The organism is Nonomuraea sp. NPDC049607 (assembly GCF_040675375.1).
Taxonomy (GTDB): Bacteria; Actinomycetota; Actinomycetes; order Streptosporangiales; family Streptosporangiaceae; genus Nonomuraea.
Genome location: NZ_JBFAOV010000005.1, coordinates 166,585 through 192,700, shown reverse-complemented (window position 1 = coordinate 192,700; position 26,116 = coordinate 166,585). Strand labels below are relative to the sequence as shown.

General features: G+C 72.6%; 20 protein-coding genes. 16 read left to right on the top strand and 4 right to left on the bottom strand.

The features are described from left to right. Positions 1-795: a glycerophosphodiester phosphodiesterase family protein gene (locus AB0J97_RS12910; RefSeq protein ID WP_364087743.1), complete on the bottom strand. Its 795-nt coding sequence runs from the start codon at positions 793-795 to the stop codon at positions 1-3. A 348-nt stretch (positions 796-1,143) separates the two neighbouring features. Here AB0J97_RS12910 and AB0J97_RS12905 point away from each other — a divergent pair, with 348 nt between their 5' ends. The 10 genes from AB0J97_RS12905 to AB0J97_RS12860 all read left to right on the top strand — a co-directional run bounded on the left by AB0J97_RS12905 (position 1,144) and on the right by AB0J97_RS12860 (position 16,015). Then, the gene (locus AB0J97_RS12905; RefSeq protein ID WP_364087740.1) at positions 1,144-6,642 is read left to right on the top strand and encodes a carboxyl transferase domain-containing protein; all 5,499 of its coding nucleotides are present in this window, start codon (positions 1,144-1,146) and stop codon (positions 6,640-6,642) included. Positions 6,643-6,771: 129 nt separating this feature from the next. Continuing rightward, the gene (locus AB0J97_RS12900) at positions 6,772-7,230 is read left to right on the top strand and encodes a hypothetical protein (protein WP_364087738.1); all 459 of its coding nucleotides are present in this window, start codon (positions 6,772-6,774) and stop codon (positions 7,228-7,230) included. A 45-nt stretch (positions 7,231-7,275) separates the two neighbouring features. Beyond that, positions 7,276-7,638, top strand: coding sequence for a hypothetical protein (locus tag AB0J97_RS12895; protein ID WP_364087736.1), 363 nt, complete (start codon positions 7,276-7,278; stop codon positions 7,636-7,638). Between the two features lie 125 nt (positions 7,639-7,763). Continuing rightward, positions 7,764-8,144: a hypothetical protein gene (locus AB0J97_RS12890; RefSeq protein WP_364087734.1), complete on the top strand. Its 381-nt coding sequence runs from the start codon at positions 7,764-7,766 to the stop codon at positions 8,142-8,144. Positions 8,145-8,226: 82 nt separating this feature from the next. Beyond that, complete coding sequence (locus AB0J97_RS12885) at positions 8,227-8,820, top strand: DUF305 domain-containing protein (RefSeq protein WP_357696960.1); 594 nt, start codon at positions 8,227-8,229, stop codon at positions 8,818-8,820. A gap of 411 nt (positions 8,821-9,231) precedes the next feature. Then, positions 9,232-11,196, top strand: coding sequence for a glycosyl hydrolase family 8 (locus AB0J97_RS12880; RefSeq protein WP_364087732.1), 1,965 nt, complete (start codon positions 9,232-9,234; stop codon positions 11,194-11,196). Positions 11,197-11,268: 72 nt separating this feature from the next. Next, positions 11,269-12,321, top strand: coding sequence for a right-handed parallel beta-helix repeat-containing protein (locus tag AB0J97_RS12875; protein WP_364087730.1), 1,053 nt, complete (start codon positions 11,269-11,271; stop codon positions 12,319-12,321). 251 nt (positions 12,322-12,572) lie between these two features. After that, the gene (locus tag AB0J97_RS12870; RefSeq protein ID WP_357696965.1) at positions 12,573-13,892 is read left to right on the top strand and encodes a discoidin domain-containing protein; all 1,320 of its coding nucleotides are present in this window, start codon (positions 12,573-12,575) and stop codon (positions 13,890-13,892) included. Continuing rightward, positions 13,893-15,065 (top strand): MFS transporter, encoded by a 1,173-nt coding sequence (locus AB0J97_RS12865; RefSeq protein WP_364087727.1) that lies wholly within the window; start codon positions 13,893-13,895, stop codon positions 15,063-15,065. It abuts the gene before it with no gap. Between the two features lie 14 nt (positions 15,066-15,079). After that, positions 15,080-16,015, top strand: a complete 936-nt coding sequence (locus AB0J97_RS12860; RefSeq protein ID WP_364087725.1) for a hypothetical protein — start codon at positions 15,080-15,082, stop codon at positions 16,013-16,015. Between the two features lie 61 nt (positions 16,016-16,076). On the opposite strand, the gene AB0J97_RS12855 is transcribed toward AB0J97_RS12860, so the two are convergent. Both AB0J97_RS12855 and AB0J97_RS12850 read right to left on the bottom strand, forming a co-directional pair. After that, the gene (locus AB0J97_RS12855; RefSeq protein ID WP_364087723.1) at positions 16,077-16,700 is read right to left on the bottom strand and encodes a response regulator transcription factor; all 624 of its coding nucleotides are present in this window, start codon (positions 16,698-16,700) and stop codon (positions 16,077-16,079) included. Continuing rightward, positions 16,697-17,935, bottom strand: coding sequence for a histidine kinase (locus tag AB0J97_RS12850; RefSeq protein ID WP_364087721.1), 1,239 nt, complete (start codon positions 17,933-17,935; stop codon positions 16,697-16,699). The genes AB0J97_RS12855 and AB0J97_RS12850 overlap by 4 nt, the downstream gene beginning before the upstream one ends. A gap of 200 nt (positions 17,936-18,135) precedes the next feature. On the opposite strand from AB0J97_RS12850, the gene AB0J97_RS12845 reads away from it, so the two are divergent. The 6 genes from AB0J97_RS12845 to AB0J97_RS12820 all read left to right on the top strand — a co-directional run bounded on the left by AB0J97_RS12845 (position 18,136) and on the right by AB0J97_RS12820 (position 25,315). Further along, entirely contained in the window at positions 18,136-18,684 is a 549-nt protein-coding gene (locus AB0J97_RS12845) for a heme-binding protein (RefSeq protein WP_357696975.1), read from the top strand. Between the two features lie 58 nt (positions 18,685-18,742). After that, entirely contained in the window at positions 18,743-19,417 is a 675-nt protein-coding gene (locus AB0J97_RS12840; RefSeq protein WP_364087719.1) for an ankyrin repeat domain-containing protein, read from the top strand. A gap of 251 nt (positions 19,418-19,668) precedes the next feature. Continuing rightward, positions 19,669-21,291: an ABC-F family ATP-binding cassette domain-containing protein gene (locus AB0J97_RS12835; RefSeq protein WP_364087716.1), complete on the top strand. Its 1,623-nt coding sequence runs from the start codon at positions 19,669-19,671 to the stop codon at positions 21,289-21,291. A 95-nt stretch (positions 21,292-21,386) separates the two neighbouring features. Next, the gene (locus AB0J97_RS12830) at positions 21,387-21,824 is read left to right on the top strand and encodes a Fur family transcriptional regulator (RefSeq protein WP_364087714.1); all 438 of its coding nucleotides are present in this window, start codon (positions 21,387-21,389) and stop codon (positions 21,822-21,824) included. Between the two features lie 32 nt (positions 21,825-21,856). Continuing rightward, on the top strand, positions 21,857-24,085 hold the full coding sequence (gene katG, locus AB0J97_RS12825; protein ID WP_364087712.1) for a catalase/peroxidase HPI: 2,229 nt from the start codon (positions 21,857-21,859) through the stop codon (positions 24,083-24,085). A gap of 132 nt (positions 24,086-24,217) precedes the next feature. Further along, positions 24,218-25,315 carry an LLM class flavin-dependent oxidoreductase gene (locus AB0J97_RS12820; RefSeq protein WP_357696985.1) on the top strand — a complete coding sequence of 366 codons (1,098 nt, stop codon included), beginning with the start codon at positions 24,218-24,220 and terminating at the stop codon, positions 25,313-25,315. Here the strand turns inward: AB0J97_RS12820 and AB0J97_RS12815 are convergent. Continuing rightward, positions 25,312-25,899: a TetR family transcriptional regulator gene (locus AB0J97_RS12815; protein WP_364087708.1), complete on the bottom strand. Its 588-nt coding sequence runs from the start codon at positions 25,897-25,899 to the stop codon at positions 25,312-25,314. The two genes, AB0J97_RS12820 and AB0J97_RS12815, sit on opposite strands and share 4 nt — an antisense overlap. Positions 25,900-26,116: the final 217 nt, after the last annotated feature.

Here is a 26,116-nt window from a genome sequence, read left to right as displayed (position 1 = left end):
TCACTGGCACTTGCCCTTCAGCCACGCGCTGAACTCCGGCGTGTAGTCGGTGGCCACCCGCTTGGCCCCGCTCGCGAGCGCCGACTTCCACGCGTTCACGTTCAGGGTCCAGGAGGGGGGCGGCTCCTCCCACTTGGTCACCTCCGGCCAGATCGGACCGCCGGTCAGCACCTGGCTCAGCCCCGCGGCGGTCACGCGGCTCTTGAGCTCGGCGGCGATCGCGCTGTCGTGCGAGTACAGGATGATCTCCTGCGACCGGTAGTTCTCCTTGACCGGGTCGAGCACCTCCTTCCAGCCCTGCGCCTTGATCGTGGCGTTGGAGCTGAGCAGCGACTGGCGGGCCTCGGGCTTGATCTCGACCAGCCCGACCATGCCGGACGAGCGCATCGCGGCCAGCCACTCGCGGAAGGTGTAGACGGTCTCGCCCTTGAACAGGCCGCGCACGATCGTCCGGCCCTTGAGCGCGGTGTCGCCCGCCGCCCACCAGATCTCGGTGATGTTCTTCTTGGTGCCCGACAGGCCCCACGTCGAGGTGTTGTGCCACATGACGGCCTTGGTGCCGTCCTTGGTGAGCTGGAGGTCGGCCTCGACGCCGGAGGCGCCCCAGCCCTTGTAACGCCGTACGGCGGTGGGGTTGTTGGGCTGGCGCACCTGGTCCCGCTCCCAGGCGTTGGCGCCGGTGGGGTAGCCGCCGTGCCCGAAGATCTGCGGGCAGGCGGGCAGCGCGGCGGACGGAGAGGTGAGGAGTGAGGCCAGCGTCAAGGCGGCGAAGGGGCCGGCGAGGGGGACTGCCAAGGCACGCACCTTTCGATCTTGAGGTTCACCGCACTCTGCCACATTCACGGACGTTCCGTCCCAGGAGGGCGGCCGCGAGGGCGAGCGCTGCGCGGGCGCGGGGCAGGTCGCCGGTACAGTCGTCAGTACCGTGGCGGCTTGTGGCAGGGTGCCACGGGAACCGGCGCTCGAACCCTGTGGCGGGGTCACTTTTTGTGGAAACCGCACAAAGCAGGAGCCCCGGCGTGCACTATGCGGACATTGGTACACGCGGCGGTGATCGAGCACGGTAGAGACAGTGACGGGCGAGGCTCCGGGGGATCACCCCGGACTCGCCTACTTGTACGGGGTACGTGGGAGGCTCAACCGGTGTTCAATCGTGTCGCCATCGTCAACCGCGGAGAGGCCGCGATGCGGCTCATCCACGCCGTCCGGGATCTTTCGGCGGAGACCGGCAAGCGGATCGAGACGATCGCGCTCTACACCGACGCCGACCGCGACGCGACCTTCGTCCGCGAGGCGGACGTCGCCCACTCGCTGGGGCCCGCCTCGGCGCGCCCGTACCTCGACCACGCCGTGCTGGAGCGGGCGCTGGTCGAGACCGGGGCCGACGCCGCGTGGGTCGGGTGGGGGTTCGTCGCCGAGGACCCGGCCTTCGCCGAGCTGTGCGAGAAGATCGGCGTCACCTTCGTCGGGCCCAGCGCGGAGGCGATGCGCCGGCTCGGTGACAAGATCGGCGCCAAGCTCATCGCCGAGGAGGTCGGCGTCCCCGTCGCGCCGTGGAGCCGCGGCGAGGTGGCCACGCTCGAGGACGCCCTGCGCGCCGGCGACGCGATCGGCTACCCGCTGATGCTCAAGGCGACCGCGGGCGGCGGCGGGCGGGGCATCCGCATGGTCGCCTCGGCCGACGAGCTGGCCGACGCCTACGAGCGCACCAGCCAAGAGGCCGAGCGCGCGTTCGGCTCGGGCGTGGTCTTCCTGGAGCGCCTGGTCACCGGCGCCCGCCACGTCGAGGTGCAGGTCATCGCCGACGGTCACGGCACGGCGTGGGCGCTGGGCGTCCGCGACTGCTCGGTGCAGCGGCGCAACCAGAAGATCATCGAGGAGTCCGCCTCCCCGGTCCTGAGCGACGACCAGACCGCCGAGCTGAAGGCGTCGGCCGCACGGCTCGCCGTGGCCGTCGGCTACCGCGGCGCGTGCACCGTCGAGTTCCTCTACCACCCCGGCGACAAGCTGTTCGCCTTCCTGGAGGTCAACACCCGGCTCCAGGTCGAGCACCCGATCACCGAGCTGACCACCGACACCGACCTGGTCCGGCTGCAGCTGCACGTCGCCGCCGGCGGCCGCCTGGAAGGCCCCCAGCCGCGCGAGAGCGGCCACGCCGTGGAGGCCCGGCTCAACGCCGAGGACCCCGACCGCGACTTCGCCCCCGCGCCGGGCCGCATCGCCCGCCTGGTGCTGCCCGCCGGGCCCGGCATCCGCGTCGACACCGGCGTCAGCGAGGGCGACACCATCCCGGCCGACTTCGACTCGATGATCGCCAAGATCATCGCCTACGGCCGCGACCGCGAGCAGGCCCTGGCCCGCCTGCGCCGCGCGATGTCCGCCACCACGGTGATCATCGAGGGCGGCGCCACCAACAAGAGCTTCGTGCTCGACCTGCTCGACCAGCCCGAGGTCGTCGACGCCGTCGCCGACACCGGCTGGATCGACCGCGTACGCGCCGAGGGCCGCCTGGTCAGTCACCGCCACTCCGCGGTCGCCCTGGCCGCCGCCGCGATCGAGGCCTACCAGGACGAGGAGGAGGTCAGCCGCAACCGGCTGCTGGCCACCGCCCACGGCGGGCGCCCGCAGGTACAGCACGAGACCGGCCGCCCGCTGACCCTCAAGCTCCGCGGCGCCGGATACCGGCTCACGGTGGCCAGGGCCGGGCAGCGGCGCTTCCGCGTCGGCATCTCCGACGGCGACCGCTCCCACCCGCTCGACGTCGAGATCGACCGCTTCGACGAGCACAGCGGCCGCATCACGGTCAACGGCCGCCGCTTCCGCCTGATGTCGGCCACCCACGGCCCGATCCACCTGGTCGAGGTCGACGGCGTCACCCACCGCATCAGCCGCGACGAGGGCGGCGTCGTCCGCTCGCCCGCGCCCGCGCTGGTCGTGGCGACGCCCCTGTCGGCCGGCGACGAGGTCGAGGCGGGCGCGCCCATCCTGGTGCTGGAGAGCATGAAGATGGAGACGGTGCTGCGCGCGCCGTTCCGCGCCCGCGTCCGCGAGTGCGCCGTCTCGGTCGGCAGCCAGGTCGAGGCGGGCGCGCCGCTGATGCGCCTGGAACCCCTCGCGGGCGCCGAGGACGAACCGGCCGCCGCCGCGACGACCGCCCCCGAGATCGACCTGCCCGCCGCCCCGCCGCGGGCGTCGGCCGCCGAGCAGGCCGAGCGCGGCGTGCAGGACCTGCGCGACCTGCTGCTCGGCTTCGACGCCGCCCCCCACGACCGCCGCCGCATGGTGTCGCACTACCTGGCCGCGCGGGCCGAGCTCGACGACCGCGTCGTCGAGGGCGAGCTCGACCTGCTCACCGTCTTCGCCGACCTGTCGGAGCTGAGCCGCAACAAGCCGGGCGGCGAGCTCGACGTCGAGCCGGGCAGCCCGGTGCACAGCCCGCGCGAGTACTTCCACAGCTACCTGCAGAGCCTCGACGTCGAACGGGCCGGCCTGCCCGAGGCGTTCCAGGCCAAGCTGCGCCGCATGCTCAGGCACTACGGCGTCGAGGAGCTCGACCGTACGCCGGAGCTGGAGGCCGCGGTCTTCCGGATCTTCCTGGCCCAGCAGCAGATGACCACCGGCGTCACCGTCATGTCGGAGCTGCTGCGCGCCTGGCTGGCCGGCTCGCCCCCGCGCGAGCCGCTCGGCGAGCGGGCCGGGCTCGCCCTGGAACACCTGGTCGAGGCCACGCAGGTGCGCTTCCCGGTGGTCGCCGACCTGGCCCGCGGCGTGGTGTTCCGCTGGTTCGCCCAGCCGCTGCTGCGCCGCAACCGCGCCAAGGTCTACGCCGCCGTCCGCGACGAGCTGCGGCACCTCGACCGCGACCCCGACGCGCCCGACCGCGCCGAGCGCATCCAGGCCATGGTGGCCAGCTCCGAGCCGCTCGTCCGGCTGCTCGGCCAGCGCATCGGCCGGCCCGAACGCGACCTCGCCCCCCTGCTGGAGGTCCTGACCCGCCGCTACTACGGCAACCGCGGGTTGTCGCAGGTCGCCACCAGCGACAGCGCGGGCTGCCGGTTCGTCACCGCCGAGCACACCGGCCCGCGCGGCGTGACCCGCCTGGTCACCACCGCCGCCGACATCGCCGCCCTGCCCGACGTCATCGACGCCGTCGGCGCGCTGGCCGACGGGGTCGGCGGGCGCGGGCTCGTCGCCGACCTCTACCTCACCTGGGACGACCAGCCCGACGCCGAGGAGATGGCCGTACGGCTCGGGCGGGTCCTGGCCGAGCGCCCGCAGCCCGCGGGCATCCGGCGGATCACCACCACCGTCGTGGGCACCAGCGGCGCGGTGATGCACCACCACTTCACCTTCCGCCCCGACGGCGCCGGCTTCGCCGAGGACCGCCTGATCCGCGGCCTGCACCCGCAGATCGCCCAGCGCCTGCAACTGCACCGGCTCCAGGAGTTCGACCTCACCCGGCTGCCCTCGGTCGACGAGGAGCTCTACCTGTTCAAGGCCGTCGCCAAGAGCAACCCGGCCGACGAGCGGCTCATCGCCATGGGCCAGGTCCGCGACCTGACGCCGCTGCGCGAGGCCGACGGCCGCCTGGTCGCGCTGCCCGCCGTCGAGGACGCCCTCAACGCCGGCCTCGACGCGATCCGCAACATCCAGGCCCAGCGCCCCCAGAACAAGCGGTTCGACACCAACCGCATCATGATGTACGTCTGGCCCTCGACCGAGCTGACCACCGACGAGCTCAACATGCTGGTCCAGCGCATCCTGCCGACCACGGCGGGCGCCGGGCTGGAGGAGGTCCAGTTCGTGGCCCGCCAGCGCACCCCCTCGGGCGAGCTGAGCGAGGTCGCCGTGCGCATCACCCTCGACCCCGGCCACGGCGCCAGCCTCCAGGTCGGCAAGCCGTCGGACGAGCCGGTCCAGCCACTCGACGACTACCGCCAGAAGGTGCTGCGCGCCGCCCGGCGCGGCAACGCCTACCCCTACGAGCTGACCGGCCTGCTCACCGGCCCGCAGGGCGGCTTCGTCGAGCACGACCTCGACGCCGACGGCGTGCTCGTCCCGGTCGAGCGGCCCAAGGGCAACAACTCCGCGGCGATCGTGGCCGGCGTGGTCACCACGCCGACCGCCCGCCATCCCGAAGGCGTCACCCGGGTGGTGCTGCTCGGCGACCCGACCAAGGCGCTGGGCGCGCTGTCGGAGCCGGAGTGCTCGCGGGTGATCGCGGCGCTCGACCTGGCCGAGCGCATGCGCGTGCCCCTGGAGTGGTTCGCGCTGTCGGCCGGCGCCCGGATCTCGATGACCTCGGGCACCGAGAACATGGACTGGGTGGCGGCGGCGCTCAAGCGCATCGTCACCTTCACCCAGGCCGGCGGCGAGATCAACATCGTGGTCGCGGGCATCACCGTGGGGGCGCAGCCGTACTGGAACGCCGAGGCGACGATGCTCATGCACACCAAGGGCATCCTGGTCATGACCCCCGACTCGGCGATGGTGCTCACCGGCAAGCAGTCGCTCGACTTCTCCGGCGGCGTGTCGGCCGAGGACAACTTCGGCATCGGCGGCTACGACCGCGTGATGGGCCCCAACGGCCAGGCCCAGTACTGGGCGCCCAACCTGCCGGCCGCCCGCGACGTGCTGATGGCCCACTACGACCACACCTACGTCGTGCCCGGCGAGAGCGGCCCCCGGCGGGCCCCCACCGCCGACCCGGCCGACCGGGACGTCCGCGACTACCCGCACACCGTGGCGGGCAGCGACTTCACCACTGTCGGCCAGATCTTCTCCGCCGAGCACAACCCCGACCGCAAGAAGCCCTTCGACATCCGCACGGTGATGCGCGCCCTGTCCGACCAGGACCACCCGGTGCTGGAACGCTGGGCGGGCATGGCCGACGCCGACACCTCGGCCGTCCAGGACGTGCACATCGGCGGCCGGCCGGTCTGCCTGATCGGCATCGAGTCCCGGCCGGTGCCGCGGCGCGGCTTCCCGCCCGCCGACGGGCCGGACGCGTACACGGCCGGCACGTTGTTCCCGCGCTCGTCGAAGAAGACCGCGCGGGCGATCAACGCGGCCTCCGGCAACCGGCCGCTGGTGGTGCTGGCGAACCTGTCCGGCTTCGACGGCTCACCCGAGTCGATGCGCAAGCTCCAGCTGGAGTACGGCGCGGAGATCGGCCGGGCGATCGTCAACTTCGAGGGCCCGATCGTGTTCTGCGTCATCTCCCGCTACCACGGCGGCGCGTTCGTGGTGTTCTCCAAGGCACTCAACCCGAACATGACCGTGCTGGCGCTGGAGGGCTCGTTCGCCTCGGTGCTCGGCGGCGCCCCGGCGGCGGCGGTGGTCTTCTCCGGCGAGGTGAACAACCGCACCGCGACCGACCCGCGCGTGAGCGAGCTGCAACGGCAGGTCGCGGCGGCGAGCGGCGCCGAACGGGCCGCGCTCAACGCCCGCCTGGCCGAGGTCCAGCCGGCCGTACGGGCGGAGAAGCTCGGCGAGGTGGCCGCGGAGTTCGACCGGGTGCACAACATCCAGCGCGCGGTCGAGGTCGGCTCGGTCGACGCGATCGTCAGCGCCGCCGAGCTGCGTCCGCGGATCATCGAGGCCGTCGAACGCGGCATCGCCCGGCTGCACCAGGGTTCCTGACCGCGCACGTCCCCTCGCCCCGGGGGGACGTGCGGCCTCATCCGCGCGGCTGGTCCGGCGTGGCGTCGTCCTTCGCCTGGGCGAAGTGGTCAGAATGGAACCATCTGGTCACAATGCGTGAGGGGAAAGATGCTGTCGATCACTGTGCTGGCGGCGGTCGCCCTCGCGGGCGTCCCCGTGGGGCCCGCCGTCCTCGCCGAGGTGGCCTCCGGCCAGGACGGGGACACGTCCTGGAAGAAGCTCACGTCCTTCCGCGTCTCGCCGGCGGCGCCGCACCAGAACGACGCCATCCGGCTGCTCATCCACTGCCCCACCCAGGCCAACCACGCCGTCGTCGGGTCCACCGCGTTCCCCGTCAAGGGGTCGTGGCGGATGTTCCGCGAGGTGGGCATCGGGCTGGGCGGGATGGGGTTCGGCAAGAAGGGCGTCGTCATCTCGCGGTTCGCGCCGCCGGGGGAGCACGAGGTGCGGCTGAAGTGCGTCAAGGTGACGGCGGACTGGCGGACCGGCTTCAGGAAGGTCAAGGTCCTCAGCCGTTCGGAGGTCCCGCTGGTGGTGCGTCCGTTCCGCCTCGCCCAGTTCTTCTGACACACTCAGGCGTCCCACGACCCCGCCGCCCTCGGAGCAACTCCCTTGGACGACAGCCCTTACTTCACCTGGGCCGAAGACGGCTTCACCCTGGACATCCTGCTCGACGGCGAGGCCGACCCCTCGCGGCTGGAGGCGGGCGACGCGATCGTCACGTTGCCGTCCGGCGAGCGATACAGCGCTCTCATGCTCACCCTGGAGGAGGCGGGGCGCATCATGGACCGGCACGCCCGGTCCGGGGAGAGCATGGGCGGTCGGTACTGTTGCACCCCCGACCTGGTTCTCGTGCGGGAGGCGGGCGTCGCCGGGATGGTCGAGGTGATACGGGATCTCGTCGACGAAGGGGAGATCTCCGCCTGCCTGCCGAGAATCGGGGAGAGCGGCGCGCTGGTCAAGCCGGGAATGTAGGAGGAAGGCTCCGGGTCACCATCGTGATTCAGGTCTCATATACCCGTACCGGGTCCAGGTTGCTCAAGGTGGGCGGCTCCCGTATCGTGCTCGTTCGTCAGAGCCGGAGCTACGGGGGAGGGCCGGTGGGGATCCTGCGGCGGGGTGCGCGTGCCCTCCTGCTCGTCGTCCTCGCTCTCGGCGTGTGCGGGATGCACACTCTCGGGCACGTGAACGCCCGGCACGACATGGCGATCGCCCACGAGGCCCCCGCCGCCCATGCGGGGCTTCAGTCCGGCCACGCGGGGCTTCAATCGGGCCACGAGATGCCGGGGCTCGATCCGGCCGGGGTCTGCCTGGCCGTGCTGAGCTCGCTGCTCGTCGTGGCGCTGCTGGCCTTCTGGGTCGGCGCGCGGCGGCGTGCCTTCGGTGGCGCCGGCGCTGGGTCGTCTCTCCGGCCGGTCGCCAGGCCGCCGCCACGGCCCACGTCCCTACGGCTGGCCCACCTCTCGATCCTGCGCATATAGGCCGGCGGCCGGCGCGGACGCCCTCCATGGCGATCCGCGAGAACCTGCCGACCGTCCCAGCGAATCGAGAGATCACCTCAGCATGTCCAGCAACCGTAAGATCGCCGTCGTCGTCGCCGCAGGGGCGCTCGCCCTGCTCACCGCGTGCGGCGGCACCGACACCGCCTCCACGGCCACGCCCGACGCGGCCGCCACCACCGCTGGTGCCCAGCCGTCGCAGGCGTCGTTCAACGACGCGGACGTCATGTTCGCCCAGATGATGATCCCGCACCACCAGCAGGCGGTCGAGATGGCCGAGCTGGCCCCGCAGCGGGCGAAGGACCCGGAGATCAAGGAGCTCGCCGCCAAGATCAAGGCCGCCCAGGACCCGGAGATCCAGACCATGAAGGGCTGGCTGGCCGAGTGGGGCAAGCCCGTCCCGTCCGGCGGGATGGGGCACGACATGCCCGGGATCATGTCCGCCGAGGACATGAAGAAGCTCGAAGGCTCCAAGGGGACCGCCTTCGACAAGCTGTTCGCGGAGCAGATGATCGCCCACCATGAGGGCGCGATCGAGATGGCGCGTACCGAGCAGGCGAGCGGGGCCGACCCGCGGGCCAAGGAGCTGGCCAAGGGCATCGAGAGCGCGCAGCAGGCCGAGGTGGCCCAGCTCCGCAAGCTCCTCGAACGCCTCTGATCCCACCTGCCGCCGGGACGTTCCCGGCGGCACCGGCCCCCTGGCCGGGGTAGACGCGCCCCCCGCAGGCGCCGCGACCGGTACGTCACGGCACCGCCCGGCGAGATCGACCCGCCGTCACATCCCGCCTGCTGACGTCGCTGAGGGCGACCCGCCGTCACGTCCCATCTCCTGGCGCCGTTGGGGGTGCCCGCTGTCGGGTGGGCTCGGGTGGGTTTGGGGTGGTTTGGGGAGGGGGTGGGGTGGCGGGGAGGTGAACGGGGGCGGTTGGTTTGGGGGGAAGGGTTGCGGAAGAGGGTGTTCTTGTTTAGCGTCCGCTGTGAGGGTTAGGAAAGTTTCCTAACGCCCGCCTTTCGATCACGGTCCACCTGCGGATGGCCCCATGGCACCCCCTATCCGAAGGATCAACGCATGATCAGACGTCCTGAGCGGCGCCCCCGGCGGTCGTCGCTTCTCGTCACGGCCCTGGTCGCGGCGCTGATGGCGGCGACGCCCTTGGCGCCACCGGCCACGGCCGCGGCCGGTTCCGTCAGCGCCGACACGCTGCTGTCCCGTGGCAGGCCGGTCACCTCGTCCTCGGTCGAGGGCAGCGGCTTCGAGGCGGCCAAGGCGGTGGACGGCAACGCCTCCACCCGCTGGGCCAGCGTCGAAGGCCACGACCCCGAATGGATCCGGGTCGACCTCGGCGACACGTACACCGTCTCCAGGGTGAAGCTGACCTGGGAGGCGGCGTACGGCAAGTCGTACAAGATCCAGACCTCTCCCGACGGCGGCACCTGGACCGACGTCTACTCCACCACCTCCGGCAACGGCGCGACCGACGACCTGACGGTCAGCGGCAGCGGCCGGTACGTGCGCATGTACGGCACCGCCCGCGGCACGACGTACGGCTACTCGCTGTACGAGCTGGAGGTCTACGGCAGCGGCGGCGGCGGAGGCACCGACACCACCCCGCCCTCCGTCCCGGGCAACCTGCGCGCGACCGGCACCACCTCCACCAGCGTGTCCCTGGCCTGGGACGCCGCCACCGACGACGTGGGCGTCACCGGCTACCTCGTCTACCGGGGCTCGACCCTGGTGACCACCGTGGCGGGCACCACGTACACCGACACCGGCCTGACCCCGGCCACCGCCTACGGCTACACCGTCAAGGCGCGCGACGCCGCGGGCAACCAGTCGGCGGCCAGTGGCGGCGTCACGGCGACCACGCAGCCCGGCGGCAGCGGTCCCGCGGTGCCCTTCGGCAGCCACACCATCCCGTACGCCGCGGGCATGCTGCGTCCCACGGGCGACCAGGCCACGCTGGACGCGCGGGTGGTCGACTACTACAAGCGGTGGAAGGCCGCCTTCGTCCGGCAGAACTGCGGGAACGGCTGGTACGAGGTGATCTCGCCCGACGCCGACCACCCGTACGTGGCCGAGGCCCAGGGATACGGCATGGCGATCGTCGCGACCATGGCCGGGGCCGACCCCGACGCCAAGAAGATCTTCGACGGCATGGTCAAGTGGATGATCGACCACCCGTCGTCCATCAACCCCGACCTGCTGGCCGCCGAGCAGGACACCGCCTGCAAGAGCGTCGACGGGAGCGACGGCGCCACCGACGGCGACATGGACGTCGCCTACGGCCTGCTCCTGGCCCACCGGCAGTGGGGCAGCTCCGGCACGTACAACTACCTCGACCTGGCGGTCAAGCACATCAACGCCATCAAGAAGGACGAGATCAACCCGTCCACGAACCTGCTCAAGCTGGGCGACTGGAGCAGCTCGGGCGACCAGTACTACTACATCACCCGTACCTCGGACTGGATGATCGACCACTTCAGGGCCTTCAGGAAGGCGACCGGGAACAGCGCCTGGGACACGATCAGGACCGCCCACCAGAACCTGATCACCACGCTCCAGGCCAACTACGCCTCCGCCACCGGCCTGCTGCCGGACTTCGTGGTCAACACCAACACCACCGCCAAGCCGGCCCCCGGCCAGGTCCTGGAGGACCCGAACGACGGCCAGTACTGGTGGAACGCCTGCCGTACCCCGTGGCGCATCGGCGACGACGCCGTCACGAGCGGGGACGCCAAGTCGCTCGCCTCGGCCAGGAAGATCAACTCCTGGATCAAGGGCAAGACCGGCGGCGACCCGAGCAAGATCGCGATCGGCTACAAGCTGAACGGCACGCAGATCTCCAGCGGCAGCGAGGCCGCCTTCTTCGCGCCGTTCGCGGTGGCGGCGATGACGGACTCCGGCAGCCAGGCGTGGCTGGACGCGCTGTGGAACAAGATGCTCGGCACGCCGATCGACGCGAGCAGCTACTACTCGGCCAGCATCCAGCTCCAGGTCATGATCACGGTGACCGGCAACCACTGGGTGCCCTGACCGGCGGCGGAACCCTCGGCCGTGCCCGCGGACGGCGTTCGCGGGCACGGCCCACCGAAGGGAGGAACCCCCATGAGACGGACCCTGCTGGCCGGCCTGCTGCCCTTCCTGCTCACCTCTCCGCCCGGCGCCGCTGTGGGTGAGGTGGGTGAGGTGGTCGACGTGTCCACGGCGGCTCAGCTCGTGAGCGCGCTGGCCGGGGCGGCTCCCGGGCAGACCATCAGGCTCGCGCCCGGCGAGTACCACGGCGTCTTCGTCGCCCAGCGCCCCGGTACCGCCGCCGCGCCCATCACGCTGACCGGCCCGGCGAACGCCGTCCTGGTCAACGACGGTCCCTCGGGCGTCGCGCCGTCCTGTCCCGCGCCCGGCGGCGGCTGGGACTCCGGTTACGGGCTCTGGCTGTACGCGGCTCCCTACTGGCGGCTCACCGGGTTCACCGTCAAGGACTCCAAGAAGGGCGTCGTCCTGGACGCCTCCGCCCACGTGGTGATCGACGGCGTGTACGTCCACCACGTCGAGGACGAGGGCGTGCACTTCCGGCGCAGTTCCTCCGACGGCGTCCTGAGGAACTCCCGCGTCGCCTACACGGGCCTCGTCCAGCCCGGCTACGGCGAGGGCGTCTACCTCGGCTCGGCCGGCTCGAACTGGGGCTGCCACGGCAACACCGGCGGCGTGGACCGGTCGGACCGCGTCCAGGTCACCGGCAACACGATCGGCCCGTACGTCGCCGCCGAGCACATCGACGTCAAGGAGGGCACGAGCGGCGGCCTGATCAGCGGCAACACCTTCGACGGCACCGGCGTCAGCGGCCAGAACTCCGCCGACTCCTGGGTGGACGTCAAGGGCTCCCGCTACACGATCGAGAACAACACGGGCACGTTCGCCCCGCCCGGCACCTTCGCCAACGGCTACGAGACGCACAATCCGGCCACGACGCCGTCCCTCCTCAACGGCTGCGGGAACGTCTGGCGCGGCAACCGCTCCGACCTCGGCGGCGTCGGCGCGTACGCCATCAAGATCACCTCGACCTCGAAGTGCGTGGCCGACCCGAACGTCGTGCACTCCTCCAACACCGTCACGGGCGCGACCCGGGGCCTGACGAACGTCCCGGTGACCCCGGGCTGACCGGCGGCGCGGACCCGCCGCCCGGTCTCCGGGCGGCGGCCTCGGCGTGCCGCGCGGCGGCCGGATGAACCCCGCCCAACAGGGTTAAGAAAGCTTCCTAACTTTATTGACAGCCCTCCGCGCCCTGGGCCACGATCCCGGTAAGCGGCTCGGCGCGGCCTCCCACGAGGAGGTGACGCGCTCAGCGAAAGACTCCTGCCCCGGCCGCCCACCGGACCGTGCTCCGATCTCTCACCCCCAGGAGAATCGCCATGTCCAGAGTCCGCCTGGCCGTCATGGCCGTGATCGGCCTGGTGGCCGGCCTGCTCGTGGCCGCCACCGCCTCGGCCGGCACCGCCGAGACGCTCCTCTCGCAGGGCAGACCCGCCACCTCCTCCTCCAAGGAAGCCTCCTCCTACGCCGCCGCAAAGGCCTTCGACGGCGACCTCGCCGCCACCCGGTGGGCCTCGGCCGAAGGCCACGACCCCGAATGGCTGCGGGTGGACCTCGGCGCCTCCCAGCAGATCAGCCGGGTCAAGCTGACCTGGGAGGACGCCTACGGCAAGTCGTACAAGATCCAGACCTCCGCCGACGGCAGCGCCTGGACCGACGTCTACTCCACCACCACCGGCGACGGCGGCGTGGACGACCTCGCCCTGACCGCCACCGGCCGCTACGTCCGCATGTACGGGACCGCGCGCGGCACCTCCTACGGCTACTCCCTGTGGGAGATGCAGGTCTACGGCGGCGGCACCCAGCCGACCGACCCGCCCACCGACCCGCCGGGCGACACGTTCGTGGTGGCCGCCGCCGGTGACATCGCCGAGCAGTGCACCGCGAGCTCCTCCTCCTGCGTGCACCCCAAGACGGCCGCCCTGGTCGAGTCGATGAACCCGGAGTTCGTCATCACCATGGGCGACAACCAGTACGACGACGCCCTCCTGTCCGACTTCCGCAACTACTACGACAAGACGTGGGGCAGGTTCAAGGCCAAGACCCGCCCGGTCCCCGGCAACCACGAGACCTACGACCCGGCCGGGTCCGAGGCCGGGTACAAGTCCTACTTCGGCGCCATCGCCTTCCCACAGGGCAAGAGCTACTACAGCTACGACCGCGGCAACTGGCACTTCGTCGCGCTCGACTCCAACCACTTCGACCAGTCGGCCCAGCTCACCTGGCTCAAGAACGACCTCGCCGCCACCACCAAGCCGTGCGTGGCCGCGTACTGGCACCACCCGCTGTTCAGCTCCGGCGAGCACGGCAACGACCCCGTCTCCAAGCCCGTCTGGCAGGCGCTGTACGCGGCCGGCGCCGAGCTGGTGCTCAACGGGCACGACCACCACTACGAGCGGTTCGGGCCGCAGAACCCCAGCGCCCAGGCCGACACCGCGAAGGGCATCGTCGAGGTGCTCGGCGGGATGGGCGGCGCGTCGCCGTACCAGATCGAGAACGTGCAGCCGAACAGCCAGAAGCGGCTGACCGACACCTTCGGCGTGCTGAAGCTGACGTTCGCCGGGAGCACGTTCGGCTGGCAGCTGGTCGGGACCGACGGCTCGGTCAAGGACAGCAGCCCGACCTACTCCTGCCACTAGATGTACATCTCGCTTCTCGGCACCCGGCTGACCAGGGCGGTGCCCGCCAACGTGGTGGCGCTCGGCCTGGTCAGCCTGGTCACGGACATCTCGTCGGAGATGGTCACCGCGGTGCTGCCGCTGTACCTGGTGGGCGCGCTCGGGCTCAGCCTGGTGCAGTTCGGGCTGCTGGACGGCCTGTACTTCGGCGTCACCGCGCTGGTCAGGCTGGCCGGCGGGCACGCCGCCGACCGGTGGAGCCGCCGCAAGCTGGTCGCCGGGCTCGGGTACGGGCTCTCGGCCGTCTGCAAGCTGGGCCTGCTCGCGGCCGGCGGGTCGGCCGCGGCGCTCGGCCTGGTGGTGGCCGCCGACCGCACCGGCAAGGGGCTGCGCACCGCGCCCAGGGACGCGCTCATCACGCTGAGCGCCCCGCCCGAACGGCTGGGCGGCGCGTTCGGGGTGCACCGGGCGATGGACACCGTGGGCGCCTTCCTCGGGCCGCTGGCCGCGTTCGCGGTGCTGACGGCGACGGCGGGCGCCTACGACGCGGTGTTCGTGACGAGCTTCTGCGTGGCCGCCCTGGGCGTGCTCCTGCTCGTTCTGTACGTACGGGACCGGCGCGGCCCCCTGACCGTCCGCGTACGGCTGCGGGCGGCGGTGACGCGGGAGCCCGGGTTCCGCCGGGCCTGCCTGGTGGCGGTGGCGCTCGGCCTGGTGACGGTCAGCGACTCGTTCGTCTACCTGGTGCTGCAACGGCGGCTGGCGATCGCGCCCGAGCTGTTCCCGCTGCTGCCGGTCGGCACGGCGGGCGCGTACCTGCTGCTGGCGGTGCCGCTCGGCAGGCTGTCGGACCGGTTCGGGCGCGCGGCGGTGTTCGTCGCCGGGCACGTGGCGCTGCTCGCGGTGTACCTGGTGCTGCTGGGCCCGGCCTGGCTGGTGCCCGCGCTGCTGCTGCACGGCCTGTTCTACGCCGCCACCGACGGCGTGCTCATGGCGCTGACCGGGCCGATGTTGCCCGAGAGCGCGCGGACCGGCGGCCTGGCGCTGCTCCAGACCGGGCAGGCCACGGCCCGGATGGTGTCGTCCATCCTGTTCGGCCTGTTGTGGGCGGGGACGGGGGAGGGGCCGGCGCTGGCGGTGATGGCCGCGGGGCTGGTGACGGCGTCCGTGATCGCCTGGCGGACGCTGCGATGACAAGGAGGTCGTCAATGAGACGGGTGCTCGTACTCCTGGCCGCGGTGGTGCTGCTGGCCGGCGGCGCGACCGCGTACGCCACCTGGGCGGCGTCCTCGCGCCAGGTCGCGCCCGCCGTCGCGGGGTTCGACGCCGCCGAGCCCGGCCGGGTGCTGGTGCGCAGCGGCGGACGCGTCGCGTCCGTGCCCCTCGCCGACCCGGGCGCGCCGCCGAGGGTCAGCTCCCGGGCCTGCGACCGCTTCTACACGGCGAACGGCACCACCCTGTGCCTGGCCACCCGCCCCGGCCCGCTGCCGAAGACCGAGGCGCTCGTCCTGGACCGGTCGCTGAAGGAGACCCGCCGGGTCAACCTGGCCGGGGTGCCGAGCCGGGCCCGCGTGTCCGCCAGCGGCCGGATGGCCTCCTGGACGGTGTTCGTCACCGGCGACTCCTACAGCACCGGCGGCTTCTCCACCTGGACCGGCATCCTCGACACCCGGACCGGCTACCTCATCACGAACATGGAGGACATCCCGCTCTACCTCGACGGCCGCCGCTACCACTCCGCCGACGTCAACTACTGGGGGGTCACGTTCGCCGCCGACGACAACCGCTTCTACGCGACCGTCGGGACCAAGGGCCGGACGTACCTGGTGGAAGGCGACTTCGGGGCCTGGCGGGCCCGCGTGCTCAGGGAGAACGCCGAGTGCCCGTCCCTGTCGCCCGACGGGACCCGGCTGGTGTTCAAGAAACGCGTCTCACCCGGCCCGTGGCGGCTGCACCTGCTGGACCTGGCCACGATGCGGGAGAGCCCGCTGGGGGAGCGGGCCAGCATCGACGACCAGGCCGCCTGGCTGGACGACCGCACGGTCATGTACGCCAAGGACGGCGACGTGTGGGCGGCCGACGTCACCGGCGGCCCGCCGCACCGGCTCGTCCCCGGCGCGACCTCCCCCGCCGCCATCCGCTGACGCCTGGCGCGCCCCCTCGCGCCCGGCCGCTCGCCCGGCCGTCCGGGCGGGCGGCCGGTGCTCAAGGGAGCCGGATGAGGCGGCGCTCGACGGCGGCCGTGACGGCGGCCGTGCGCGTGTCCACGCCGAGCTTGTCGTAGATGTGCACCAGGTGGGTCTTGACCGTCGCCTCGGTGATGAAGAGCCGCCGGGCGATCTCCCGGTTGCTCGCCCCGCTGGCCAGCAGCTCCAGCAGCTCGACCTCGCGGGCGCTCAGCGCCGGGCCGGGCTCGCGCATGCGCCGCATCATCCGGGTCGCCACCTTGGCCGACAGCACGCTCTCGCCCCTGGCCGCGGCCCGGATGCCCTGGAACAGCTCCTCCGGCGGGCACGCCTTGAGCAGGTAGCCGATGGCCCCGGCGTCGACGGCCCGCATGATGTCGGCATCGCTCTCGTACGTCGTCAGCACCAGCACCTGCGGCGGCGCGGGCAGCTCGCGGACCCGCCGGGTGACCTCCACGCCGTCGATGCCGTCGCCGAGCTGCAGGTCCATGAGCACGACGTCGGGGGAGCGGGCGGCGATGCCGCGCAGCGCCTCGGCCCCGTCGGCGGCCTCGCCGACGACCTCCATGTCGTCCTCGCCGCCGAGCAGGGCCACCAGCCCCGCCCGGACCACCGGATGGTCGTCGACCAGGAACAGCCTCATGCCGGGCCACCGCCGTCCAGGACGCACGGGGGCCACGCGGCGGGCACCCGGGCCGCGACCGCCGTGCCCTCGCCGGGCGCGCTCTCGATCACCAGGACGCCGTGCACCTCCGCCAGCCGGTCGCGCATCGCCCGCAGCCCGTAGCCGCGGCCGGGAGCGGGGGCGGGCTCGGCGAAGCCCACGCCGTCGTCGAACACGTCGAGCGTGACCTCGCCGTCGAGGTAGGACAGCGTCACCGTGGCCGTCACCGTGGCCGTCACCGTGGCCGCCGCTGTCCCTGCCGCTGTTCCCGCCGCTGTGCCCGCCGCCGGTCCGGCGTGGTCGCGTACGTTGGCCAGCGCCGCCTGCGCCACCCGCAGCAGCGCCGCCTGCACCTCCGGAGCCAGCGGGTACTCCTCGCCCGCCAGCCGGAAGCGCACCCGTGGCCCGGTGCCGTCGGCGTCGGCGCAGAGCCGGGCCAGCGCCTCGGGCAGCGAGACGTCCACCAGGCCGGGCGGCTGGAGGTCGCGGACGAACCGGCGCGCCTCGTCGAGGTTGTCGGCGGCGGCCGCGGCGGCCCGCCGTACGTGGGCGCGGGCCTGGGCGGGGTCGGTGGCCCACATGCGGTCGGCGGCCTGGAGCAGGATGCCCATGCTGGTCAGGCCCTGGGCGAGCGTGTCGTGGATCTCCCTGGCCAGCCGCTCGCGCTCCTCCAGCACGCCCGTGCGGTGGCGGGAGTCGGCCAGCGTGCCGCGGGTGCTGATCAGGTCGTCGATGAGCAGTTGCCGGGCGGCGCTCTCGCGTTGCAGCTCCCCGAAGATGACCGCCGTCATGGCCGCGATGCCGACCGGCGCGAGGATCAGGCTGACGTCGAGCTCCCGGGCGATCTCCAGCTGGGCCACGATCACCACCAGGGTCAGCGCCGCGGCGGCCACCGTGAAACCGCGCGCGTCGAGCAGCCGCAGGCACAGGAAGAGCAGGGGCACCGCGCACCAGCTGAACGACGGCGCCAGCATCACCAGCGCCAGCCACACCGCCGCGACGCCGCCCAGCCAGACGAGCCGCCCCCGCCGCCCCAGCCGGTTCCACCCCATGATCCCGGCCGCGTACGCGAGCGCGAGCAGGGCGCAGACGGCCAACGACGTCACCGTCTGCGGGACCATGCCGTGCCGGGACACCAGCCGCAGGGCCGAGGCGGCGAGCAGCAGGTAGAACCCCACGTGCATGGCCCAGTTGAGCCAGGTGCGCTCCCTCATCGCCCTCCCCGTCGCCATGCCCTCCGACACTATCCCCTGCCCGATGGTGGCCCCCACCAGCACGGGAGCGCATCAACCGATCGGTTGACCCGGCGCTCGACCGGCCGGCGCGCGGGGATCGCCCGTGCTCCCGATGGCCCGGCGCGGTCCGCCGGGAAACCTTGAGGTGTCCGACTTCGCCCTGCCGAACTGGAGAAACCATGAACATCCGTACTCGCCTGGTCGCCGGCTCGCTGTCGGGGCTGGCCGTGCTGGCCGGCGCCGTCGCCGCCACCTCGCCCGCCCAGGCCGCCGACGCCGCCCACAGTGCCCGCGTGGCCGCCGCCGAGCCCGTCGTGCAGACCGGGACGCTCTCCGCCGACGCCGCCCTGAAGATCGCCGACGCCGTGCTGAAGGAGGCCGTCAAGCAGAAGCAGCGCGTCTCCGTCGTGATCGTCGACCGGTCCGGCGCGACCCGCCTGGTGCTCAAGGGCGACGGCGCGGGCCCGCAGACCGAGGAGTCGGCCAGGCGCAAGGCGTTCACCGCGGTCTCCTTCGGCCGGACGACCAGTGAGCTCGGCAAGGGCATCACCGGCGGCGGACCGTCCATCGCCGACATCCCGGGCACCCTCTTCCTCGGCGGCGGCGTGCCCGTCGCCTCGGGCGGCGCCCCCGTCGCGGGCATCGGCGTCGGCGGCGCCCCCAGCGGCGACATCGACGAGTCCATCGCCCAGGCGGGCCTCAAGGCGGTCGCCGGGCAGCTGCGCTGACCGGCCGTGCCCGGCCCCCGGCGCGCGGCCGGGGGCGGGAAGGCGGAAGGATGAAGGGATGAAGCGCCGAGCCGTCCTGACCTGGGGGCTCGGTCTGATGCTCGCGGCCTGCGGCGGGCGCGAGGTGAAAGGAGCGGGAATGGCCGACGAGGAACTGCTGGCGGGGGCCGCGCGCGGTGACGCCGCCGCCGTCCGGGACGCGCTCGGGGCGGGGGCCGACGTCGAGGCCCGCGACGCGCAACGCCGTACGGCCCTGCTGCTCGCGGCGGCGGCCGACCACGTCGAGGTGGCCAAGCTGCTGGTCGCGGCGGGCGCCGACCCCGACGCCCAGGACTTCAGGAAGGACACCCCCTGGCTGGTCACCGGCGTCACCGGAAGCGTCGCGATGCTCAGGGCGCTGCTGCCCGCCGGGCCCGACCTGACCAAGCGCAACCGCTACGGCGGCGTCTCCCTCATCCCCGCCTGCGAACGCGGGCACGTCGAGTACGTCCGCGAGGTGCTGAAGACCGGCATCGACGTCGACCACGTCAACGACCTGGGCTGGACGGGCCTGCTGGAGGCGGTCATCCTGGGCGACGGCGGTGAGCGTCACCAGGAGATCGTCCGGCTGCTGATCGCCGCGGGCGCCGACGTCGACCTGGCCGACCGCGACGGCGTCACCCCACTCGCGCACGCCGTGGCCAAGGGCCAGAGGCAGGTGGCCGCCCTGCTCCGCGCCGCCGGAGCCCACTGACACCTCACCCGGGAAGCAGGCGGCCGGAGCACGACGGGCCGCCTGCTAAGGTGTGAAATGCTTGTGATTCTCAGCTAGGAGACCAGACATGGCAGGTGACGACGACATCTCCGGGTGATACCGGAGGTTGATCGGCCCCGGCGTGAACGCGTGTGCGCCGCCGGTGTGGCCCTGTTCGTCGTTTCCCGAATCCCTGTCCTTTCACCGGGCGGCTTCGGCATGCCCGCGTTCTCCGTTGAGGTCTTCTTCACATGTCCGACGCGTTCATCGTCTGCTCCAACCTGTCCTTCTCCTGGCCTGACGACACCCCGGTCTTCAGCGACCTGTCCTTCAGCGTGCCCGGCGGCCGTACGGGCCTGGTCGCCCCCAACGGCGCGGGCAAGAGCACGCTGCTCAAGCTCATCGCCGGGGAGTACCGGCCGCGCGCCGGCAGCGTGTCCGTCGCCGGCGTGCTCGGCTACCTGCCGCAGAGCCTGCCGCTGGCCGGCGACCTGAGCGTGGCCGAGGTCCTGGGCATCGCCCCGGTGATCGCCGCGCTCAACGCCATCGAGGCGGGCGACACCGCCGAGGAGCACTTCACCACCATCGGCAACGACTGGGACATCGAGGAGCGCACCCGCGCCCAGCTCGACCGGCTCGGCCTCGGCCACCTCGACTTCGGCCGCACGCTGCGCACGCTGAGCGGCGGGCAGATCGTCTCGCTCGGCCTGGCCGCGCAGCTGCTCAGGCGGCCCGACGTCCTGCTGCTCGACGAGCCCACCAACAACCTCGACCTCGACGCCCGCGACCGGCTGCACACCGTGCTCGGCGACTGGAAGGGCTGCCTGCTCGTGGTGAGCCACGACCGCGCCCTGCTCGACCGCATGGACCGCATCGCCGAGCTGGATCGGGGCGAGGTGCGCTTCTACGGCGGTGACTTCACCGCCTACGAGGAGGCCGTACGCACCGAGCAGGAGGCCGCCGAGCGCAACGTGCGCACGGCCGAACAGGAGCTCAAGCGCGAGAAGCGGGAGATGCAGCAGGCTCGCGAGCGCGCCGAGCGCAGGGCCGGCAACGCCGCCCGCAACCTCAAGAACGCCGGCCTGCCGCGCATCTTCGCCGGGAACATGAAGCGCGGCGCCCAGGAGTCGGCCGGCCGGGCGAGCCAGACGCACGCCGCCCGCGTCAGCGACGCCAAGGCCCGGCTGGACGAGGCGGGCCGCGCCCTGCGCGACGACCAGCGGATCTCCCTGCAACTGCCCGGCACCAACGTGCCCGCCGGGCGCACGGTCTTCCAGGGCGAGCACCTCATGGCCCGCGGGCTGTTCGCCGAGCCGGGCCTCGACCTGGTCGTCCGCGGGCCCGAGCGGATCGCGCTGACCGGTTCCAACGGCGTCGGCAAGTCCACGCTGCTGCGCCTGATCACCGGCGAGCTCGAACCCGACAGCGGCACGACCAGGCGGGCCGACGGCCGGGTGGCCTACCTGTCGCAGCGGCTCGACCTGCTCGACGACGAGCTCACCGTCGCCGAGAACCTGGCCGCCTTCGCCCCCGCGATGCCGGCCGCCGAGCGGATGAACCTGCTGGCCCGCTTCCTGTTCCGGGGCGCGCGGGCCCACCTGCGGGTCGCCGTGCTGTCGGGCGGCGAACGGCTGCGCGCCACGCTGGCCTGCGTGTTGTGCGCCGAGCCGGCGCCCCAGCTGCTGCTGCTGGACGAGCCGACCAACAACCTCGACCTGCTCAGCGTGGGTCAGCTGGAGAGCGCACTCGGCGCGTACGAGGGGGCGTTCGTGGTGGTCAGTCACGACGAGAGGTTCCTGGCGGAGATCGGGGTGGACCGCAGGCTGGAGCTGTCCGGCGGGCGGCTGCTGGAAGGGGGTCCGGCCCCGGCGTGATGCCCCTTCTGGGGGAACATTTCCGGACATCTTACTAAACTTGGATGATTCGTTCTCTTGTGTCATTCAGGTTTATGTGGGTAGGTTTGGCGGCTATGACCGCATCGAACGCTCCGACGACCGCCGAGGAGCTGCGTGGCGCCGGGCTGCGGGTGACCGCCGCCCGGGTCGCGCTGCTCGAAACCGTCCGGGACGGCGACCATCTCGGGGTCGAGGCGATCGCCTCCGGGGTGCGCGAGCGCGTGGGTCATATCTCGTTGCAGGCCGTGTACGACGCCCTCCACGCGCTCGCCGCCGCGGGGCTCGTCCGCCGCATCGACCCTCCCGGCAGCTCGGCCCTGTACGAGGGCCGCGTCGGGGACAACCACCACCATCTCGTGTGCCGGTCGTGCGGCGCCGTGGCCGACGTCGACTGCGCCGTCGGCCACGCGCCCTGCCTGACCGCCTCCGACGACCGCGGCTTCGCCGTCGACGAGGCCGAGGTCATCTATTGGGGCCTGTGTCCCGCCTGTTCCACCGGCAGCAGTGCCTGAGCACCCGATCCGCCTAGTCCGGAAGGATTCCCATGTCTGAGAACCATGATGCGATCGTCACAGACGCCAAGTCGGAGGACGGCGGCGGCTGCCCGGTCGCGCACGAGCGCGCCCCGCACCCGACCCAGGGCGGCGGCAACCGCCAGTGGTGGCCGGAGCGGCTCAACCTGAAGATCCTGGCCAAGAACCCGGCCGTGGCGAACCCGTTCGGCGCGGACTTCGACTACGCCGCCGAGTTCAAGACCCTCGATCTCGCGGCCGTCAAGCGGGACATCGCCGAGGTGCTGACGACCTCGCAGGACTGGTGGCCGGCCGACTTCGGCCACTACGGCCCGTTCATGATCCGGATGGCCTGGCACAGCGCGGGCACGTACCGGATCAGTGACGGACGTGGCGGCGCCGGGGCCGGGCAGCAGCGCTTCGCGCCGCTCAACAGCTGGCCGGACAACGGCAACCTCGACAAGGCCCGCCGCCTGCTGTGGCCGGTCAAGAAGAAGTACGGCCGCAAGATCTCCTGGGCCGACCTGCTGATCCTCACCGGCAACGTGGCCCTGGAGTCGATGGGCTTCACGACCTTCGGCTACGCCGGCGGCCGCGAGGACGCCTGGGAGCCCGACGAGGACGTCTACTGGGGCCCCGAGTCCATCTGGCTCGGCGACCAGCGCTACACCGGCGACCGCGAGCTGGAGAACCCGCTGGCCGCGGTCCAGATGGGCCTCATCTACGTCAACCCCGAGGGCCCCAACGGCAACCCCGACCCGCTCGCCGCGGCCCGCGACATCCGCGAGACCTTCCGCCGCATGGCGATGAACGACGAGGAGACCGCCGCCCTGATCGTGGGCGGTCACACCTTCGGCAAGACCCACGGCGCGGGCCCGGCCGACAGCGTCGGCCCCGACCCCGAGGCCGCCCCGATCGAGCAGATGGGCCTCGGCTGGCGCAACAGCCACGGCACCGGCAAGGGCGCCGACGCGATCACCAGCGGCCTTGAGGGCATCTGGACGAACACCCCCACGACCTGGGACAACAGCTTCCTGGAGATCCTGTACGGCTACGAGTGGGAGCTGTTCCAGAGCCCCGCGGGCGCCAACCAGTGGCGGCCGAAGGACGGCGCCGGGGCCGGCACCGTCCCCGACGCCCACGACCCGGCCAGGCGGCACGCCCCGACGATGCTGACGACGGACCTGTCGCTGCGCGTGGACCCGGTCTACGAGCAGATCACCCGCCGCTGGCTGGAGCACCCCGACGAGCTCGCCGACGCCTTCGCCCGCGCGTGGTTCAAGCTGACCCACCGCGACATGGGCCCGGTCGCCCGCTACCTCGGCCCGGAGGTCCCGTCCGAGACGCTGCTGTGGCAGGACCCGCTGCCCGCGGTGACGCACGAGCTCGTCGACGCGGCCGACGTCGCCGCCCTCAAGGAGCAGATCCTCGCCTCGGGGCTGTCGGTGGCGGAGCTGGTGTCCACCGCGTGGGCCTCGGCCTCCTCCTTCCGCGGCAGCGACAAGCGCGGCGGCGCCGACGGCGGGCGCATCCGCCTGCAGCCGCAGAGCGCGTGGGAGGTCAACGACCCCGACCGCCTGGCGACCGTGCTGGGCACCCTGGAGGGCGTCCAGAAGACGTTCAACGGCGCTCAGACCGGCGGCAAGCAGGTCTCGCTGGCCGACCTGATCGTGCTCGCCGGGTGCGCGGGTGTCGAGCGGGCCGCCAAGGAGGCCGGCTACGACGTCCAGGTGCCCTTCACGCCGGGACGGGCCGACGCGACGCAGGAGCAGACGGACGTGGAGTCGTTCGCCGCGCTGGAGCCGACCGCCGACGGGTTCCGCAACTACCTCGGCAAGGGCAACCGCCTGCCGGCCGAGTACCTGCTGCTCGACCGGGCCAACCTGCTGACGCTGAGCGCGCCGGAGATGACCGTCCTGGTGGGCGGCCTGCGCGTGCTGGGCGCCAACCACCGGCAGTCGACGCTCGGCGTCCTCACCACGACCCCGGGGACGCTGACCAACGACTTCTTCGCCAACCTGCTCGACCTGGGCACGACGTGGCACTCGACCGAGGACGCCAACGTCTTCGAGGGCCGCGACGCCGTCACGGGCGAGGTGCGCTGGACCGGCACCCGCGCCGACCTCGTCTTCGGCGCGAACTCCGAGCTGCGCGCGGTCGCGGAGGTCTACGCGAGCGACGACGCGAAGGAGAAGTTCGTCCGTGACTTCGTCGCGGCGTGGGACAAGGTCATGAACCTCGACCGGTTCGACCTGGCCTGAGCGTGACCGGAACGCCCGGGGCGGTTGCCCCGGGCGTTCCGCGTGCCCGGAGGCTTGCGCGGCGACGGAGGTTATTTCATACTAAACGAGTCGTTTTTGCAGGACAATGGCCCGGTGTCCCGAGGAGCCCCGATGCGCTTTCACTGGTTCCTGCCCACGACCGGCGACGGCCACGACGTGCGCTCGGCCATCACCACCACCGACGCCTTCCGCCCGGCCGCCCGCCCCGCCACGCTCGGCTACCTGACACAGGTCGCCAGGGCCGCCGAGCAGGCCGGGTTCGAGGGCGCGCTCACCCCCGTCGGCGCGGGCTGCCCCGACCCGTGGATCGTGTGCGCGGCCCTGGCCCAGCACACCGACCGGCTCAGGACGCTGGTCGCCTTCCGCACCGGCTACGCGTTGCCCACCCTGCTCGCCCAGCAGGCCCAGTCCTTCCAGGAGATCTCCGGAGGAAGGCTGCTGCTCAACGTCGTCACCGGCGGCGACCCCGTCGAGCAGCGCGCCTACGGCGACTTCCTCGACCACGACGCCCGCTACGCCAGGACCGCCGAATTCCTGCACGTGCTCCGCCGCGCCTGGGACGGCGTGCCGTTCGACCACCACGGCGAGCACTACCGCGTGGAGGGCGGCGGGCTGGCCGCGCCGCTCGACCCGCGCCCGCCGCTCTACTTCGGCGGCGCCTCCCCGGCGGCCGAGCGGGTCGCCGCCCGCCACGCCGACGTGGTGCTCATGTGGGGCGAGCCGCCGGCGGCCGTCGCCGAGCGCGTCGCCCGGCTGCGCGCCCTGGCCGAGCCGCTGGGCCGCGAGCTCCGGTACGGCCTGCGCGTGCACGTCATCGCCCGCGACACCTCGGCCGCCGCCTGGGCCGAGGCCGACCGGCTGCTGGCGGGCATGGACCCCGTCCGCGTGGCCGCCGCCCAGCGCCGCTTCGCCCGCTACGACTCCGTCGGCCAGCGGCGCATGGTGGACCTGCACGCCGGCGGCACCCGCGACCTGGAGATCCATCCGGGGCTGTGGGCCGGGGTCGGGCTGGTCCGCGAGGGCGCGGGCACCGCCCTGGTCGGCTCGTACGACGAGGTCGCCGCGCTGCTGCGCGAGTACGCCGCCACGGGGGTGGCGGAGTTCGTCCTGTCGGGCTGGCCGCACCTGGAGGAGGCCTACCGGGTCGGCGAGTACGTGCTGCCCCGCCTGGCCCGCACGCCGTCGGTGGCCCTCGCGCCCGGACGCTAGGCGGTGAGCAGGGCGTGGGCGGTGACGCGCAGGTCGGCCACGGCCGCCGCCGCCCGCGCGGCGTCGAAGGCCGGGTCGCCCAATCGCTGCTCCAGGTCGGCCAGCACCACGACGACGTGCAGGTTGAGCACCCGCAGGCGCTCCCGCGTCAGGCCGGGCAGCCGCCGCCGCAGCAGGCCCGCCAGCTCGCCGACGCCGGGGTGGTGGTCGCTGGAGCAGGGCCAGGACCGGTAGGCGCCGGACAGCACGTACCGGCTGGTGAAGCGTAGGTACCAGCTCGCGCCCCGGTGGGTGAGCACGTGCTCGGCCAGCGGGGCGAGGTAGGCCTCGACCAGGGCGGGAAGGTCCTGCTCCAGGCCGTGGGCGCGCAGGTCGTCGATCAGCTCGCGGCGGCGGTGGTTGAGGGGGGTCATGCGGTGGGCGTACAGGGCGTCGATCAGGCCGGCCTTGCCGTCGAAGTGGTACTGGACCGCCGAATGGTTGCCCTGCCCGGCCGCGAGGGCGATCTCCCGGAGCGAGACGTCGAGACCGCGCTCGGCGTAGAGCCGTTCGGCCGCCAGGAGGATCTTCTCTTTGGCCTGCATTCCCACCTTTTCCAGATCGCCGAGGTATCGTCGCGGATTAAGACACCCTGTCTTACTCTGCCGCCGTCTGCTGTCCAAGACCGTACGCCTCTCCTCGCAGGAGCCTCGCCGTGACCGCAGAACCGACCCCCCGTGCCTCCAACGGTGCCCCGGACCGTGCCCCGGACCGTGCCCCGGACCGTGCCCCGGACCGTGCCCCGGACCGTGCCCCGGACCG